This window comes from Mesorhizobium sp. Primo-A, from assembly GCF_003997175.1.
Lineage (GTDB): Bacteria > Pseudomonadota > Alphaproteobacteria > Rhizobiales > Rhizobiaceae > Mesorhizobium > Mesorhizobium ciceri.
Window position 1 is genome coordinate 551,031 of the sequence record NZ_RZTG01000001.1, and the last position, 16,100, is coordinate 567,130.

At 62.0% G+C, this 16,100-nt stretch carries 14 protein-coding genes and 1 tRNA gene; 6 read left to right on the plus strand and 9 right to left on the minus strand.

Annotated elements, in window-relative coordinates:
• Positions 1-145 precede the first annotated feature (145 nt).
• A tRNA-Asp gene (locus EOC83_RS02675) sits at positions 146-222 on the plus strand.
• Between the two features lie 145 nt (positions 223-367).
• Here EOC83_RS02675 and rbsK read toward each other — a convergent pair.
• The 3 genes from rbsK to ugpC are packed head-to-tail and all read right to left on the minus strand — an operon-like array spanning position 368 to position 2,834.
• Positions 368-1,297, minus strand: a complete 930-nt coding sequence (gene rbsK / locus EOC83_RS02680) for a ribokinase (protein ID WP_063167793.1) — start codon at positions 1,295-1,297, stop codon at positions 368-370.
• A gap of 4 nt (positions 1,298-1,301) precedes the next feature.
• The gene (locus tag EOC83_RS02685) at positions 1,302-1,754 is read right to left on the minus strand and encodes an RbsD/FucU family protein (protein WP_027162392.1); all 453 of its coding nucleotides are present in this window, start codon (positions 1,752-1,754) and stop codon (positions 1,302-1,304) included.
• A 21-nt stretch (positions 1,755-1,775) separates the two neighbouring features.
• Positions 1,776-2,834: a sn-glycerol-3-phosphate ABC transporter ATP-binding protein UgpC gene (gene ugpC, locus EOC83_RS02690; RefSeq protein ID WP_024504587.1), complete on the minus strand. Its 1,059-nt coding sequence runs from the start codon at positions 2,832-2,834 to the stop codon at positions 1,776-1,778.
• A 289-nt stretch (positions 2,835-3,123) separates the two neighbouring features.
• Between ugpC and EOC83_RS02695 the strand changes: the two genes are divergently transcribed.
• The 3 genes from EOC83_RS02695 (at position 3,124) to EOC83_RS02705 (ending at position 6,942) form a co-directional block, all read left to right on the plus strand.
• Positions 3,124-4,788, plus strand: coding sequence for a sugar ABC transporter substrate-binding protein (locus tag EOC83_RS02695; RefSeq protein ID WP_013532183.1), 1,665 nt, complete (start codon positions 3,124-3,126; stop codon positions 4,786-4,788).
• Positions 4,789-4,876: 88 nt separating this feature from the next.
• Complete coding sequence (locus EOC83_RS02700) at positions 4,877-5,998, plus strand: sugar ABC transporter permease (RefSeq protein ID WP_024504588.1); 1,122 nt, start codon at positions 4,877-4,879, stop codon at positions 5,996-5,998.
• A 26-nt stretch (positions 5,999-6,024) separates the two neighbouring features.
• On the plus strand, positions 6,025-6,942 hold the full coding sequence (locus EOC83_RS02705) for a carbohydrate ABC transporter permease (protein ID WP_013532185.1): 918 nt from the start codon (positions 6,025-6,027) through the stop codon (positions 6,940-6,942).
• Between the two features lie 50 nt (positions 6,943-6,992).
• On the opposite strand, the gene EOC83_RS02710 is transcribed toward EOC83_RS02705, so the two are convergent.
• Both EOC83_RS02710 and EOC83_RS02715 read right to left on the minus strand, forming a co-directional pair.
• Entirely contained in the window at positions 6,993-7,736 is a 744-nt protein-coding gene (locus tag EOC83_RS02710; protein ID WP_063167792.1) for a creatininase family protein, read from the minus strand.
• Positions 7,737-7,739: 3 nt separating this feature from the next.
• Complete coding sequence (locus EOC83_RS02715) at positions 7,740-8,306, minus strand: SIS domain-containing protein (RefSeq protein ID WP_027162393.1); 567 nt, start codon at positions 8,304-8,306, stop codon at positions 7,740-7,742.
• A gap of 178 nt (positions 8,307-8,484) precedes the next feature.
• Between EOC83_RS02715 and EOC83_RS02720 the strand changes: the two genes are divergently transcribed.
• Positions 8,485-9,507 (plus strand): aldo/keto reductase, encoded by a 1,023-nt coding sequence (locus tag EOC83_RS02720; RefSeq protein ID WP_063167791.1) that lies wholly within the window; start codon positions 8,485-8,487, stop codon positions 9,505-9,507.
• Between the two features lie 144 nt (positions 9,508-9,651).
• Here EOC83_RS02720 and EOC83_RS02725 read toward each other — a convergent pair whose 3' ends face one another.
• The 4 genes from EOC83_RS02725 to clpP all read right to left on the minus strand — a co-directional run bounded on the left by EOC83_RS02725 (position 9,652) and on the right by clpP (position 15,142).
• On the minus strand, positions 9,652-9,924 hold the full coding sequence (locus EOC83_RS02725; protein WP_006201846.1) for an HU family DNA-binding protein: 273 nt from the start codon (positions 9,922-9,924) through the stop codon (positions 9,652-9,654).
• A gap of 298 nt (positions 9,925-10,222) precedes the next feature.
• Positions 10,223-12,634 carry an endopeptidase La gene (gene lon / locus EOC83_RS02730; RefSeq protein WP_013532189.1) on the minus strand — a complete coding sequence of 804 codons (2,412 nt, stop codon included), beginning with the start codon at positions 12,632-12,634 and terminating at the stop codon, positions 10,223-10,225.
• A 306-nt stretch (positions 12,635-12,940) separates the two neighbouring features.
• Positions 12,941-14,215, minus strand: a complete 1,275-nt coding sequence (clpX, locus tag EOC83_RS02735; protein WP_013532190.1) for an ATP-dependent Clp protease ATP-binding subunit ClpX — start codon at positions 14,213-14,215, stop codon at positions 12,941-12,943.
• A 297-nt stretch (positions 14,216-14,512) separates the two neighbouring features.
• Positions 14,513-15,142, minus strand: coding sequence for an ATP-dependent Clp endopeptidase proteolytic subunit ClpP (gene clpP / locus EOC83_RS02740; RefSeq protein WP_013532191.1), 630 nt, complete (start codon positions 15,140-15,142; stop codon positions 14,513-14,515).
• Positions 15,143-15,480: 338 nt separating this feature from the next.
• On the opposite strand from clpP, the gene EOC83_RS02745 reads away from it, so the two are divergent.
• Positions 15,481-16,071, plus strand: a complete 591-nt coding sequence (locus EOC83_RS02745) for a hypothetical protein (protein ID WP_063167790.1) — start codon at positions 15,481-15,483, stop codon at positions 16,069-16,071.
• Positions 16,072-16,100 lie beyond the last annotated feature (29 nt).

Genomic DNA, 16,100 nt, shown 5'->3' on the forward strand with positions numbered 1-16,100 from the left:
GATGCCGGTTTTGCCAACAAAACGCCGGCTGTCAAAAAACCTTCTCCTGTTTGCTGTTATGATGGTTTGGTGCGCTTGACACCCGGTGGCGAACCCCTTATCCAGCGCCCCAACGACGAACACGGCTGACACGTGTTCGCCATGCGCGGGTGTAGCTCAGTTGGTTAGAGTGCCGGCCTGTCACGCCGGAGGTCGCGGGTTCGAGCCCCGTCACTCGCGCCATTTCTCTCAAGGGTATCAAGCCCTTGGCTTTGGAGAAATGTCGACATTGATTGTCAAAAATGTTGTCTTGCAAGAGACCTGAGGTCCAAGAGACCTGAGGTCACTCAGGTCCGTTCGGCCCGTGCAGACGTCTTGCCGCGCAAGATCATCCTCTCGCCAGCAGCGCCTCGACCTCCTGCAGCGTCGGCATGGATGGCGCAGTCCCTGGCCGGGTCACCGAGATTCCGGCGACGGCGCAAGCGAAGCGCACCGCCTGCAGCGGTTCCACGCCCCTCGAAAGTGCTGCCGCAAGCCCGCCATTGAAGGCATCGCCTGCCCCCGTGGTTTCGACCACCGGGCCGGCACTGACGGCTGGAACATGGTCGGAGCGATTTTTCGAGTGCAAAAGCGCGCCCTTGTCGCCGAGCGTGACGATGACTGTGCCGACGCCCTTTTCGAGCAGACTGTCCGCAGCGGCTCGCGCCTCGTCGACCGAGGACACCTTCATCCCGGTCAGTTCCTCCGTCTCGGTCTCGTTGGGTGTGAAGTAGTCGCAGAGCGTGTAGATGCGGTCGGGAAGCTTTGCCGCAGGGGCCGGATTGAGGATCGTCGTCACCCCTGCCCCACGCGCGATCTCCAACGCCCGCATGGCTGCTTCGATCGGCTGTTCGAGCTGCGTGACAAAGACGCCGGCATTGCTGATCAATGCGGCATTGGCTTCGATATCGGCTGGAGAGATCAGCATGGCAGCACCGGGGCTGACGATGATGGCGTTGTTGCCGGTGGTCTCCTCGACGAAGATGTAGGCCGCGCCGGTGTAGCTTTCCGGCGTGTCGATGACGGCATCCTTGACGCCCGCCTGCGTCCAGGTCTGCCTGGCCATGTCGGCGAAGGGGTCTACGCCGAGGCGGGTGAGGAAGGTGACGTCGGCGCCGAGCTTGCCGGCGGCCACCGCCTGGTTCGAGCCCTTGCCGCCGGGACCCAGCGTGAAGGATGTGCCGAGGATCGTTTCGCCCATGCGCGGCTGCCGCTGCGCCCTGTAGGCGGTGTCGGCGACGAACACACCCAATATGACGACCGGCTTGCCCGAAGCCATGCCGCTACTCCGCATCCGGCGGCACGACGCCCTTGCGGAAGGCGAAGCAGCCATAGAAGCGGCGTTCGCCGGTCTGGATGACACAATAGGCTTGTTTGGCGCGCTCGTAGAAGGCGTAGCGCTCGACCGCGATCATCGGCCACGACTTGCCCTCGGCCTTATCGACTTCCTTCTGCACTTCCTTCTGCACTGCAGGAATCTCGTCCGGCTTGCCGACGATTTCCATGCGCGCGGCCGAATCGTCGACGAACGTGTCGAGCGGGTAGAGCGACAGCACCGCCTTGACCACTTGCGCGGCCGAGGCATCGATGCGCAGCACGCGGCCGAGCGCCGTCTGGCGCGCCACCGAATCGGACGGAAAATTGGTGTCGGCGATGATCAGATCATCGCCATGCCCCATTGCCCGCAATGCCTGCAGCACGTCGGCATTGAGCAGCGGGTTGATGCCTTTGAGCATGGTATTCCTCGTGAGTTGGGATCAGAGACGCTTGCCGGTCTCTGCGTCGAAAAGATGGATCTGGTCGAGCCTTGGCTTCAGCTTCAGCGTATCGCCCGGCTTGAAGTCGTGGCGCTCGCGAAACAGCGCCACCATCTCGCCTTCGCCGAAGCGCAGGAACACCAGCGTTTCCGAGCCGGTCGGCTCGACCACCGAAATCTTCGCCGGCACGCCGTCGGGATGGATCTCGAGGTGCTCCGGTCGCACGCCATAGACGACCGCTTGACCGTCCTGCGCGGCATTGCCCGATCCGATCGGGAACAGCGTGCCTGCGATGTCGACACCGGGCTTGTCGCCCTTGCGCATGGTGCCCTTGAGCAGGTTCATCGAAGGCGAGCCGATGAAGCCGGCGACAAACAGGTTGGCCGGGCGGTCGAACAGTTCCAGCGGCGCGCCGACCTGCTCGATGCGGCCGTCGCGCATGACAACGATCTTGTCGGCCATGGTCATGGCCTCGATCTGGTCGTGGGTGACGTAGATGGTGGTGGTCTTCAGCCTCTGGTGCAGTTCCTTGATCTCGGTGCGCATCTGCACGCGCAGCTTGGCGTCGAGATTGGACAGCGGCTCGTCGAACAGGAACACCTGCGGATTGCGCACGATGGCGCGGCCCATGGCCACGCGCTGGCGCTGCCCGCCGGAAAGCTGGCGGGGATAGCGCTTCAGATAGGGATTGAGGTCGAGGATGTCGGCGGCGCGCTTGACCCGCTCGGCGACCACGGCCGGATCGGTTTTCCTGAGCTTGAGCGCGAAGGCCATGTTCTGCTCGACCGTCTTGTGCGGATAGAGCGCATAGTTCTGGAACACCATGGCGATGTCGCGCTTGGCCGGCGGCAGATGATTGACGACGCGGTCGCCGATGGCGATCGTGCCGGCGGAGACGGTCTCCAGCCCGGCCACCATCCTGAGCAGCGTGGACTTGCCGCAACCCGAAGGGCCAACCAGCACCACGAACTGTCCGTCTGCGATATCGACGCTGACTTCGTGCAGAACCTTGACCGTTCCAAAGGCCTTGGCCACCTTGCTGATCGCGACTTGCGCCATGTCTCCCCCATCGGCTCCATTAGCCGTAGGCGCAGAAGCTAACCAACGCGACCTGCCAGGGCAAGTCGGTCCCTTATAGATAAAAACCCGCTCTCGTTGACACGGCGTTGGGTTGTGAGAATAGTGGCAGGCGCTGGTCAAAATGTCGGTGCCCGATCCGCAATCGGAACTTCAATCGACGCAGGGTGGGGTCCTGCCTAATTCGTTTCCGAAACGGGAGCATCGTTGGCGCTCCGGCGTCCGACAGTTGGCCGATTTATTCACACTGATGTTCTGGGAGGAATAGGCGATGAGAACGGGTCTTTACGACAAACTGGTTCGAGCCGGCGCCACAAGGCGCGACATATTGAAGGGTGCGGCAAGCATGGCCGCGATCGCAGCCGCATCCGGCGCCGGACTTGGCGCCTTGACGCGCCCGGCCTCCGCGGCAAGCGAATTGCGCACAAAAATCCTGCAGATCCCCGGCGTCGGCAAAGGCCAGCCGACGGACGCCGATTTCCAGAAGGTCGGTGAACTCTGCCTCGAAGCCACCAAGGCCAATGTCAAGGAAGGCGAATTCGCCGGCGTCGAGCTGACCTTCATGGGTCTCAACAACCAGAACCTGCACAATGTGCTGTTCCGCGGCTTCCTGAAGCCATGGGAGACCTATACCGGCGCCAAGATCAACTGGATCGACCTGGCGCAGGCCGACTACAACGCCCGCCTGCAGCAGTCGATCGCGACCGGGACCGTCGACTTCGACATCATCGAAATGGGCGCGCCGTTCGAAGGTGATGTCTGCGGCAAGGGCCTGACGTCGGAAATGCCCGACTGGGTCAAGACCCAGATCGATTTCGACGATCTGGTCAGCTATCTGAAGCCGCCGGTCGGCACCTGGGACGGCAAGCAATACCGCGTGACCGTCGACGGCGACGCGCACAACTTCAACTACCGCACCGACGTGTTCGCCGATGCCGACCTCGCCAAGGCCTGGAAGGACGGCGGCGGCGAAGGTGAATGGGGCGTGCCGAAGACCTGGCAGCAGGTTCAGGCGGTGACCAAGTTCCTGAAGGGCAAGAAGCTCAAGGACCAGGACGTCTATGGCTATCTCGACGCGCCGAAGCCCTGGGGCGGCTTCGGCTTCTATTTCCTTGGCAGCCGCGCCACCGCCTATGCCAAGCACCCCGACGACAAGGCCTGGCTGTTCGACGCCGACACGATGAAGCCGCGCGTCAACAATCCGGCCTGGGTGCGCGCCATCCAGGACGTCATCGACGCGCTGCCCTCCGAACCCGCCGACCAGATCAACGCCGATCCGAACACGACCGCCTTCCAGCAGTTCCTGGCCGGCACCGGCTCGATGGTCACCTGGTGGGGCGACGTCGGCTCCAACGTCAAGACCAACGACTCTTCCGTCGTCGGCGACGTCACCGGCTTCTCGATCCTGCCGGGCTCGGACGATGTCTACAATGCGAAGACCGGCGCCTGGGACAAGCTCGCCAGCGGCCCGAACTATGCGCCCAACTGCGCCTATCTCGGCTGGGGCGTCTATGTCATGGCCCGCGTCGATGCCGACGAAAAGAAGAAGAAGGCGGCATGGTCCGCTGCAGCCCATCTCGGCGGCAAGGACCTGTCGATCTGGACGGCGATGTATCCGTCGGGCTTCCAGCCTTACCGCAACTCGCATTTCGACATTCCCGAATGGGTGGCGGCCGGCTACGACGAGGCCTTCATCACCTCCTACCTCAAATCGGAATCCGACAGCTACAACCATCCGAACGCGGCGATCGAGCCACGCATCCCCGGCATCTTCCAGTACTACAGCGCCGCCGAGGACATCCTGGCCAACACTTTCGCGGGCAAGATGAAGGCGCAGGAAGGCGCCGACGCCATCGCGGCGGCATGGGAGAAGCTGACCGACCAGATCGGGCGCGACAACCAGATCAAGCTCTACAAAGCTTCGCTCGGCATGTAGGCTGGCCTATGAACCGTGGTCCGGCGGCAACGCCGGACCACTTTAGACAGGCTCCGGCTCCTCGAGAGCCTTCAAACGGGCGAGATTTGTGGCTGACCAGACATCGACCGCGAACCCGTGGCCGGCAGATGCCGGCACTTCCGATCTGATCTCTCCAGGCCGTAAACGCCTTGGCTGGGCGCTGATGGCCGTTGCGACGCTTGGCCTGCTGGCGACGATCGTGCTGGAGATCCTCTACAAGGGCAGCCCCGATACGATCGGCTTCGAGACCTGGCGCCCCGTCGTCTATGCCTATGTGCTGTGGGGCGTGGCGATCGGTGTCGGCCAGGTGCTGACGCGCGGCGAAGACGGCCAGCGTGCCCTGTTTCTGCTGCCGGCGCTGCTGTTCACCATCGCCATGGTCATCTTCCCGACGCTGTTCGGTTTCTACATCGCACTCACCGACTGGAACCTCAGTTCCTTCAGCGGCCGCCGGTTCAACGGGCTCGACAATTTCTGGCAGATGCTGGGCGATCCCTACTACCGCAACGCGCTGTTCAACATGGTGCTCTACGTGCTGGCGGTGGCGGTCGAATATGTCATTGCCTTCGGCTTGGCGCTGCTCCTCAACGCCCAGATCCGGGCGCGAAAATTCTTCCGCGTCGTCTTCCTGATGCCGCTGATGCTGTCGCCGGTCGCGGTGTCGTGGATGATCGGAAAATCGCTGATGGAATACAGGTTCGGACCGGCCGCAACGCTGGCGCGCCATCTCGGCTGGGAAAATCCGGCCTTCTTCTCCGATCCGATCATCGCGCGCATATCGATCATGATACTGGATGCCTGGACCTTCATTCCGTTCATGATGATCATGCTGCTGGCCGGGCTGCAGGCGATGTCGCGCGAGGTGCTCGAAGCCGCACGCGTCGACGGCGCCAATGCGTGGCAGACCTTCTGGCAGGTCACCTTCCCGCTGATGCTGCCGGTGTCGGTGACGGCGGTGGTCCTGCGCATCATCTTCAAGCTGAAGCTTGCCGACATCATCATCACCGTGACGTCCGGCGGCCCCGGCGGCGCCACCGATTCCGTGTCGAGCTTCATCTACCGCGAATACCGCGACCGCTCGAATGTCGGCTACGGAACCATGCTGGCGATGGCCTATCTGGTGATCATCGTCGTGTTCGTCACGTGGTTGTTGAAATTTGCCAACCGTTTTGTCCGCAATGTCAATTAAAGCAAGATGGGGGTGAATTGAGCCCGATGAGCGTTCAGACCACCGAATATGTCGCCTCGGAGATCCGCTCGCCGGCGAGCTTCCTCGCCAGCCGCGTCTTCATCTATGGCGCGCTGGCCTTCTGGGCGTTCATCTGCCTGTTCCCGATCTATTGGACGATCACGACCTCGTTCAAAACCGCAGTCGACGTCACGCAAGGCCATCTCATCCCCTTCGTCGACTTCCAGCCGGACTGGAAGGGCTGGCGTTCGCTCGGCCTGTCGCCGGACTCGATCTTCCAGACCTCGACCGTGCGCGAGGAGTTCCTCAAGCGCTTCATGAATTCGGTGATCACCTCGGTCGGCGCGTCGAGCCTCGCCATCATCATCGGCAGCCTCGCCGCCTACGGGCTCACCCGCTATCGCTACCATTTCGCCTGGTTCAAGAACGAGGACATCTCGTTCTTCTTCCTGTCGCAGCTGATCCTGCCGCCGGTGGTGCTGGCGCTGCCCTTCCTGGTGCTCTACCGCGAGGTCGGCCTGCTCGACACGCGCATCGGGCTGATCCTGCTCTACACGCTGATGGTGCTGCCGATCGTCATCTGGATCATGCGCGACCAGTTCAACTCGATCCCGGTCGAGCTCGAGGAAGCCGCCCTTGTCGACGGGCTGTCGATCTGGGGCGCGTTCTTCCGCATCGTCATGCCGATCGCGCTGCCGGGCATGGTCGCCGCCTTCATCCTGGCGATGGTGCTGTGCTGGAACGAGTATTTCTTCGCCGCCCTTTTGACCTCGACCGACGCCAAGACGATCCCGGTCATGGTGGCGAGCCAGACCGGCTCGCAAGGCATCAACTGGTGGTCGATGGCGGCACTAGCGACGGCGGCCATCGCGCCGCTCGCCGTCATTGGCATCGCGTTGGAGCGCTATCTGATCATGGGCATGACCGCGGGCGCGGTGAAGTAGCATGGCGCCCTCTTACCTTCTCCCCCTTGTGGGAGAAGGGAAGCCGCGCGCTAGCGTCCCAATATTGCCCGCAGGTGGTCCATGATCATGGCGACGCCCTTCTGCCCGAGCTCTGCCGAAGCATCCTTGGCGCTCGCCGTGTACCAGCCGGTATTGTCGGCGAAGTGATTGGCATCGACAGCCTCCGGGCATAGCGCCAGCATCAGCGAGGTCTCGCCAATGCCGGCATGGTCGAACGGGTACTTGCCGTTCATGTCAGCCGACATCAGCGGATGCACCTGCACCCAGTTGAAGAAATTTTCACCCGCCGCGTGTCCTGAATAATAGTCCGCCATCGCCTGCGACCCCCACCAGCCCTCGCCGCGCTCCTTTTCGAGGAAGCGGAAGATCGCCTGGCGGCCGGCGGCCTTGAACGCCAGATCGGTCGGCATGCCGGCGACAAAGTTCTCGGTCTGGTGGTGGATAATGGCGTGGATGTTGCGGAAGCCGATGCGCAACAGGCTGTAGAACAGCTCCTCGCCGAACGGCGCCAGCGCATTGCCGCCGACCTGCACCGAGCCGCTGCCTTCCGGCGGCGCCACCGCATAGCTTGCCGCACCGTAGTAGAAGGGCGGCAGGATGACGACGTCCTTCTCCTTTTCGAACAGCTCCAGCGTCTTGATGACGGCCAGCGTGTCCATGCCGACGGCCATATGCTCGCCATGGTATTCCAGCACGCCGAGCGGCAGAGCGACCGGCCAATTCTCGGCGATCGCCCTGCGGATCTGGTGTGGCAGCATCAGTTCATAGCGCATGATCTATTCCATGTTGGTGTGGCGGGCGCGCATGGCTTCGGGCGACACGCCGGTCAATTCCCTAAGCTTCAGCACCATCACCTCAAACAGCAGGAACAGCGCGCCTTCGAACACCGAGCCCATCGGCAGGACCGATGTTTTTTGCGCCCCCTGATCGTTGGCCATGGTCTGCGCGGGAATGAGCAGCGTGAAGTCGGCAAGCCTTGCCGCGCTGCCTTCGGCCTGGGCGGTCAGCAGGAGATTGGTTGCACCTGCTTGGCGCGCGACCTGCATCAGGGTCAGCACGGTCGAGGTTTCTCCCGGCCCGGAACTGACCAGGAAGACATCGCCCTGCCCCAGCGGCGGCGTGTTCATGTCGCCGACCACGGAAACCGGCAGGCCCAAATGGTAGAGCCGCATGGCAAAACCCTTGACCTGCAAGGCCTCGCGGCCGCAGCCATAGACGACGATCTGTCGCGCGCCGGCTAGCGTTTTGCAGGCGGCGTCGATCCGGCTTTCGTCGATGCGTGCCAGCACGCCACCCAGCTCCTCAAGTGAGGTCTCGAACAGGCTTTTGCTCTTGTCGCTCACCGCAAACCCGCCATTGAAAAATCACCCTGGTATTTGCCGCTCTTGCTGCCACGAACAGCTTGATTTCGTTCATGCTAGCAACCGCGAAAATGCGTGTCCAACGCGCAGCTATGCTTTTGCCTGATCACAGGCGTGATAGTGTCATGTCAGACAAATCAGGCGAGGCAAACAGCAGGATATGAAGACACGGCATTTCGACCGCATCGGCAATGGCGGCATCAGTTTCACCGAGCTCGGCTTCGGCGCGGCGCCGCTCGGCAATCTCTACCGTGCCGTCTCCGACGAGGACGCCAACGCTACGCTGGAGGCCGCCTGGGCGACCGGCTGCCGCTACTACGACACCGCGCCGCTCTATGGGCTCGGCCTCTCGGAAACGCGGCTCAACCCGTTCCTGCGCGGCAAGAAGCGCGACGACTATGTGCTGTCGAGCAAGGTCGGCCGCATCATGCGTGCCTGCCCGCCCGAAGAGCGCACCGGCATCGGCAAGTTCTTCGACACGCCATCACGCCGCGAGGTGTACGACTACAGCTATGACGGTGTCATGCGCTCGTTCGAAGCCTCGCTTGAGCGCCTCGGCGTCGACCGGATCGACATCCTCTTCGTGCACGATGTCGACATCTTCACGCATGGCAGCAAGGAAGCCTCCGACCGGCGCATCGAGGAGTTCATGCGCTCGGGCTATTACGGCCTGCTGTCGCTGCGCGACCAGGGCGTGATCAAGGCGTTCGGCGGCGGCATCAATGAGTGGCAGGTCGCGCAGACGCTGGCTGAGCGCGGCGACTTCGATCTGTTCCTGCTGGCCGGGCGCTATACGCTCTTGGAACAGGAGGCGCTGACGTCCTTCCTGCCGCTCTGCCAGGCACGCGGCATCGGCATCGTTCTCGGCGGACCCTACAACTCCGGCATCCTCGCAACAGGGCCGAAGCCCGGAGCCTACTACAACTACTCCGAAGCGCCGAAGGACATACTCGACCGGGTCGCCGGGATCGAGAACGTCTGCAAGCGTCATGGTGTCAGGCTGATCGAGGCCGCCCTGCAATTCCCGCTGCTGCATCCTTCAGTCGTTTCGGTGATCCCCGGTGGCCAACGGCCGAGCGAAGTCGAGAGCAATCGCTCGCTGCTCGATGCGAAACTGCCCGCAGCACTTTGGGCGGATCTCAAGGAGGAAGGTCTTATGCGCACTGATGCGCCGACCGCATAAGCCGGCCGCGTCGCGTCAGCGTCGGGCACCAAAATGAAAAGCCGGGCAAGCCCGGCTTTTCTGGTCGCATGAACCGGCGTAGGGCACCAAAATGAAAAGCCGGGCAAGCCCGGCTTTTCTGAGGTCTCTGAAAAGAAAAAACGCTTAGTTGACTGCGTCCTTGAGGCCTTTGCCGGCCGAGAACTTCGGCACGGTACGCGCCGGGATCTTCACTTCGGCGCCGGTCTGAGGATTGCGGCCGGTCGAGGCGGCACGCTTTGACACGGTGAAATTGCCAAAGCCGACAAGCCGGACATCGCCGCCCTTCTTCAGTTCGCCGGTGATCACGGAAAATACCGCATCGACCGCCGACTGCGCGTCACCCTTCGAAATGCTCGCGGCGTCGGCGACAGCGGACACCAGTTCGTTCTTGTTCATAAAAATTCCCTTCCATGAGAACACCGGAACTATCGACTCATCCGGCAGGAAACGGACTTTAGAAAGAAGCGCTCCCGCAACCAAGTCGAAAAGGCAGGAAAAAAGCGGAAAAAGCCCGGAATTCCGGGGTTTTTCACATGAAAAAGCCGGGCGTCAGGCCCGGCTCTCCGTTTGTGCGCTGCAACCTCGACGAAAACCAACGCATGGCCCCGAAAACCGTAGCCGGTTTGCGGCAAGGGCCATGCGCAAGTCTGGGCGTTAGAGCGTCCTTTGTGCGTCCAGATGGACGCCCGGCGCTCTAATGCGCCAGGGACTTTCCAGCGTCGTCGGCACTGTCTGTCGCAGCCGGCGGATTGACCGGCTCGACCCATTCGATCGGCTCCGGCATACGCACCAGCGCGTGGCGCAACACCTCGCCGACACGTGAGACCGGAATGATCTCCATGCCGTTCTTCACATTGTCCGGAATCTCCGCCAGGTCCTTGGCATTGTCTTCCGGGATCAGCACCTTCTTGATGCCGCCGCGCAGTGCGGCGAGCAGCTTCTCCTTGAGCCCGCCGATCGGCAGGATGCGGCCGCGAAGCGTTATCTCGCCGGTCATCGCCACATCCGCCCGGACCGGAATACCCGTCAGTACCGATACAATGGCTGTCGCCATGGCAGCACCTGCAGACGGGCCGTCCTTCGGCGTGGCGCCTTCCGGCAAGTGCACGTGGATGTCGCGCTTGTCGAACAGCGGCGGCTCGATGCCGAAATCGACGGCGCGCGAGCGGACATAGGAGGCCGCCGCCGAAATCGATTCCTTCATCACGTCGCGCAAATTGCCGGTCACCGTCATGCGGCCCTTGCCGGGCATCATGACGCCTTCGACCGTCAGCAGCTCGCCGCCGACTTCCGTCCAGGCGAGTCCGGTAACGACACCGACCTGATCGTCAGCCTCGACCTGACCGAAGCGGAAGCGTTCAACACCGAGGTAATCGGCGAGGTTCGCCGCCGTGATGTTCACCGTCTTCTTCTTCGTCTTCAGGATCTCGGTCACCGCCTTGCGCCCGAGCTTCATCAGCTCGCGCTCCAGGCTTCTGACGCCCGCTTCACGGGTGTAGGTCTGGACGATGGCGCGGATCGCGTCCTCACCGACGGAAAACTCCTTCGGCTGCAGCGCGTGATCGCGGATCACCTTAGGCATCAGGTGCCGCTTGGCGATCTCGATCTTCTCGTCCTCGGTGTAGCCGGCGATACGGATGATCTCCATGCGGTCCATCAAGGGCGCCGGGATGTTCAGCGTGTTCGCCGTCGTCACGAACATGACGCTCGACAGATCGTATTCGACCTCGAGGTAGTGGTCCATGAACGTCGAGTTCTGTTCCGGATCGAGGACCTCGAGCAACGCCGATGACGGATCGCCACGGAAGTCCTGGCCCATCTTGTCGATCTCGTCGAGCAGGAAGAGCGGGTTGGACTTCTTGGCCTTCTTCATCGACTGGATGACCTTGCCGGGCATCGAGCCGATATAGGTGCGCCGGTGGCCACGGATCTCGGCCTCGTCACGCACGCCGCCCAGCGCCATGCGGATGAACTCGCGTCCAGTCGCCTTGGCGATCGACTTGCCGAGCGAGGTCTTGCCGACACCGGGAGGGCCGACGAGGCACAGGATCGGCCCCTTCAGCTTCTTCTGGCGGCTTTGCACGGCGAGATACTCGACGATGCGCTCCTTGACCTTGTCGAGGCCGAAATGGTCGGTATCGAGCACGTTCTGCGCGAAAGCCAGGTCCTGCTTGACCTTGGAGTTCTTGCCCCACGGGATAGACAGGATCCAGTCGAGATAGTTGCGCACGACCGTCGATTCAGCCGACATCGGCGACATCGTCCGGAGCTTCTTCAACTCGGCTTCCGCCTTTTCGCGGGCCTCCTTGGAGAGCTTGGTCTTCTTGATGCGCGCCTCTATCTCGGCGGCCTCGTCGCGGCCGTCCTCGCCTTCGCCGAGTTCCTTCTGGATCGCCTTCATCTGCTCGTTCAGGTAGTACTCGCGCTGCGTCTTCTCCATCTGGCGCTTGACACGCGAGCGGATGCGCTTCTCCACCTGCAGGACGGAGATTTCGGCTTCCATGAAGCCCATCGCCTTTTCCAGCCGCTCCTTGACCGAAAGCGTGGCCAGCATCTCCTGCTTCTCGGGGATCTTGATGGCGAGATGCGAGGCAACCGTGTCGGCGAGCTTGGAGTAGTCGTCGATCTGGCTGGCAGCACCCACCACTTCGGGCGAGATCTTCTTGTTCAGCTTGACGTAATTCTCGAAATCGGTGACGACCGAACGCGCCAGCGCCTCAACCTCGACCTCTTCCTCTTCCGGCTCGACCAGCGCCGCGGCGCGGGCCTCGTGGAAATCGGGACGGTCGGTGAACGAGACGATTTTCGCACGCGAGGCGCCCTCGACCAGAACCTTGACGGTGCCGTCGGGCAGCTTGAGCAATTGCAGCACATTGGCGAGCGTGCCGATGTCGAAAATGGCATCGGGCTCGGGATCGTCATCAGCGGCATTCATCTGGGTGGCAAGCAGGATCTGCTTTTCCTGACCCATCACCTCTTCCAGCGCCTTGATCGACTTCTCACGCCCGACGAAGAGCGGAACGATCATGTGCGGGAACACCACGATGTCGCGCAGTGGGAGAACTGCGAAGACGCCGTCGCTGGGTGCCTTGGATACTTTGGCCATTGTCCAACCTTTCATGTCGCGGCCGCTAATTGAGCCAACCGCGAATCTTATATTAACGACCGGGGATCGTTCCGCCTACCACCGTTTGTGACGGGAGTTTTACAGCACAGAAATCGGGCACCTCGGCCTTCTCCAGTTAGTTGGATGCACGACCCCCAAAGATCAAGGGGCGTGTCCAAATCCGCACTCCCAACCCGTCCGCGAGTGACACATTTGCGACGCCAGCCCGTACGCCGCGCAAAACCGCTGTGCGACAGCAAAACGGCGCCTTGCGGCGCCGTTTCAGAATTTCGCTGCGGGCTCATGTCAGGCGCTGACATTGCCCTTCTTTTCCTTCTGCTCGGAGTAGATGTAGAGCGGCCGGGCACTGCCGGTCACCACCTCCTCCGAAATCACCACTTCGCGCACGCCTTCGAGTGCGGGAAGCTCGAACATCGTGTCGAGCAGGATCGCCTCCATGATCGAACGCAGGCCGCGCGCGCCGGTCTTGCGCTCAATAGCGCGCTTGGCGATCGCCGAAAGAGCGTTCTCATGGAAGGTCAGGTCGACATTTTCCATCTCGAACAGCCGCTGATACTGCTTGACCAGCGCGTTCTTCGGCTCGGTCAGGATCTGGATCAGCGCCGGTTCGTCGAGATCTTCCAGCGTCGCCAGGACCGGCAGACGGCCGACAAACTCAGGGATAAGACCGAACTTCAACAGGTCCTCGGGCTCGACCAGGCGGAAAACATCGCCAGTGCGGCGATCCTCCGGCGAAGCGACGACCGCGCCGAAGCCGATCGACGTCTTGCGGCCGCGATCCGAGATGATCTTGTCCAGCCCGGCGAAGGCGCCGCCGCAGATGAACAGGATGTTGGCTGTATCGACCTGCAGGAATTCCTGCTGCGGGTGCTTCCTGCCGCCCTGTGGCGGCACGGAGGCGACGGTGCCTTCCATGATCTTCAAGAGCGCCTGCTGCACACCCTCGCCCGACACGTCGCGGGTGATCGAGGGATTGTCCGACTTGCGCGAAATCTTGTCGATTTCGTCGATGTAGACGATGCCGCGCTGGGCGCGCTCGACATTGTAGTCGGCCGACTGCAACAGCTTCAGGATGATGTTTTCGACGTCCTCGCCGACATAGCCGGCTTCGGTCAGCGTCGTCGCGTCAGCCATGGTGAACGGCACGTCGATGATGCGGGCCAGCGTCTGCGCGAGCAGCGTCTTGCCGCAACCGGTCGGGCCGATCAAAAGGATGTTGGACTTCGCCAGTTCGACATCGTTGTTCTTGCCGGCATGCGCGAGGCGCTTGTAGTGATTGTGGACCGCCACCGACAGCACGCGCTTGGCGTAGGGCTGACCGATGACATAGTCGTCGAGAACCTTGAGGATCTCCTGCGGTGTCGGCACGCCTTCGCGCGACTTCACCATCGAGGTCTTGTTCTCTTCACGGATGATGTCCATGCAGAGCTCGACGCACTCGTCGCAGATGAAGACCGTCGGACCGGCGATCAGCTTGCGCACTTCGTGCTGGCTTTTGCCGCAAAACGAGCAGTAAAGCGTGTTCTTGGAATCGCCGCTGTTGTTGCCGACCTTGCTCATTTTCATGTCCTTTCATGGCCGCCCGCCGATGGTCTGGCTGAAAGGGCGCATACTCTATCTATCGCGGGAATCCGCCGCCGCCAGTGTGTCCCGGCTCCCGCAACGCATTCCGTACGAAACACAAATCAGAAAACGTGGCAATGATTCGCGACAACCCCGCATAAAGCTAAGCCGCCGAAACTCAACATAGCCTTAACGTAGGCAATCCTGTCCCCCGAGGGAACAGCCAATTGTGGCCGAAATGCCGCAAGACGCGCCAAAAGCGCGTGATGGTGCCATCCAACTGCCAACTTGCCTTTATGCCAGCGCCCCTTCGGCCGCCTCGCGCGACGAAATGACCTTGTCGATGAGGCCGAAATCCTTGGCTTCGTCGGCGGTCATGAAATGATCGCGGTCGAGCGTTTTCTCGATCTCTTCATAGCTCTTGCCGGTGTGCTTGACGTAGACCTCGTTGAGGCGACGCTTCAGCTTGATGATATCCAGGGCATGGCGCTCGATGTCGGACGCCTGGCCCTGAAAGCCGCCGGAAGGCTGGTGAACCATGATGCGGGCGTTCGGCGTGGCAAAGCGCATGTCCTTGTGACCGGCAGTCAGGAGCAGCGAACCCATCGAAGCCGCCTGGCCGATGCAGAGCGTCGACACGGCCGGCTTGATGAACTGCATGGTGTCGTAGATCGCCATGCCCGAGGTGACGACGCCGCCCGGCGAATTGATGTAGAGGTTGATTTCCTTCTTCGGATTCTCAGCTTCGAGGAACAAAAGCTGCGCGCAGACCAGCGTCGCCATGCCGTCCTCGACCGGACCGGTGATGAAAATGATGCGCTCCTTGAGGAGGCGCGAGAAAATGTCGTAGGCCCGCTCGCCGCGATTGGTCTGTTCGACCACCATCGGAACGAGGTTCATGTAGGTTTCGACGGGGTTCTTCATCAGGTATCTCTTATCTCGCGGTGGGATTCCGGCGCCGGGAATGCCGGCAGATCGGGCAGAATCGGTTCTGGATCGGTATTCCGTAAATAGGATGCCGGCTCGTCCTTGTGCAAGGCCGACCCCTCCTAGCCATCTGGGTAAGTCGAATCAAGCTTTCTGACCAAGGATTCGCGGCGGCGGATGCTTCCGCGGGTCCGGAGCCGCATCGCCGGCCCCGCAACGTAGCAGTTTCTTAACCGCGTCACTTAACGAAATGCGCCGAAACCGCTTTTTTCCGAGACGGCTTCCTCTACAATTCAACGTTGAACTTATGCATAGAGTTCAACAGGGGGAGTGCCATGCCCGGGAAAACCGCATGCTTCACCATTGCCGGCCTGACCGTGCTCGGCACGATTTCGCAGACGGCGGCCGGCGGCCGCGCCGTCGAATGCTATGAACCCGTCCGCAGTCCGGCCGTCTATGACACGGTCTATGAAGACGTGATGATCAGTCCGCCCGGTCAGCAGGTCGACTATATCGCCCCTATCTTTGGCACGCGCGAGCGCGTCGTGATGACCGTTCCGGCGCAAGTGACCTACCAGATCGTACCGGCCGTCACCCGCACCGTCTACCGTACGGTCCGGGTCGATGGCGGCGGCTATTCCTGGGAATGGCGCGTCATCCATGGCCGCAAGGTGCTGTGCAAGGTATGGCACAAGGCGCGCTACGAACGCGTCGCAGAGACCATCGTGATCCAGCCCGAACGCACGCGGCGCGTCGTCATTCCCGCACAATATGACAGCATCGCCGAGGAGGTGCTGGTGCGGCCGGAACAAAGGCGCGTCATCGATGTCCCCGCCTCCTACCAGACCGTCGCGCGTCGTGTGTTGGTCCGGGAAGGCTCATCCAGTTGGCGGCGGGTGCATATTCCCAGGCATTGCCAGGATTAGCGCGCATGGCGTAACCTGCGTCGCAGCGG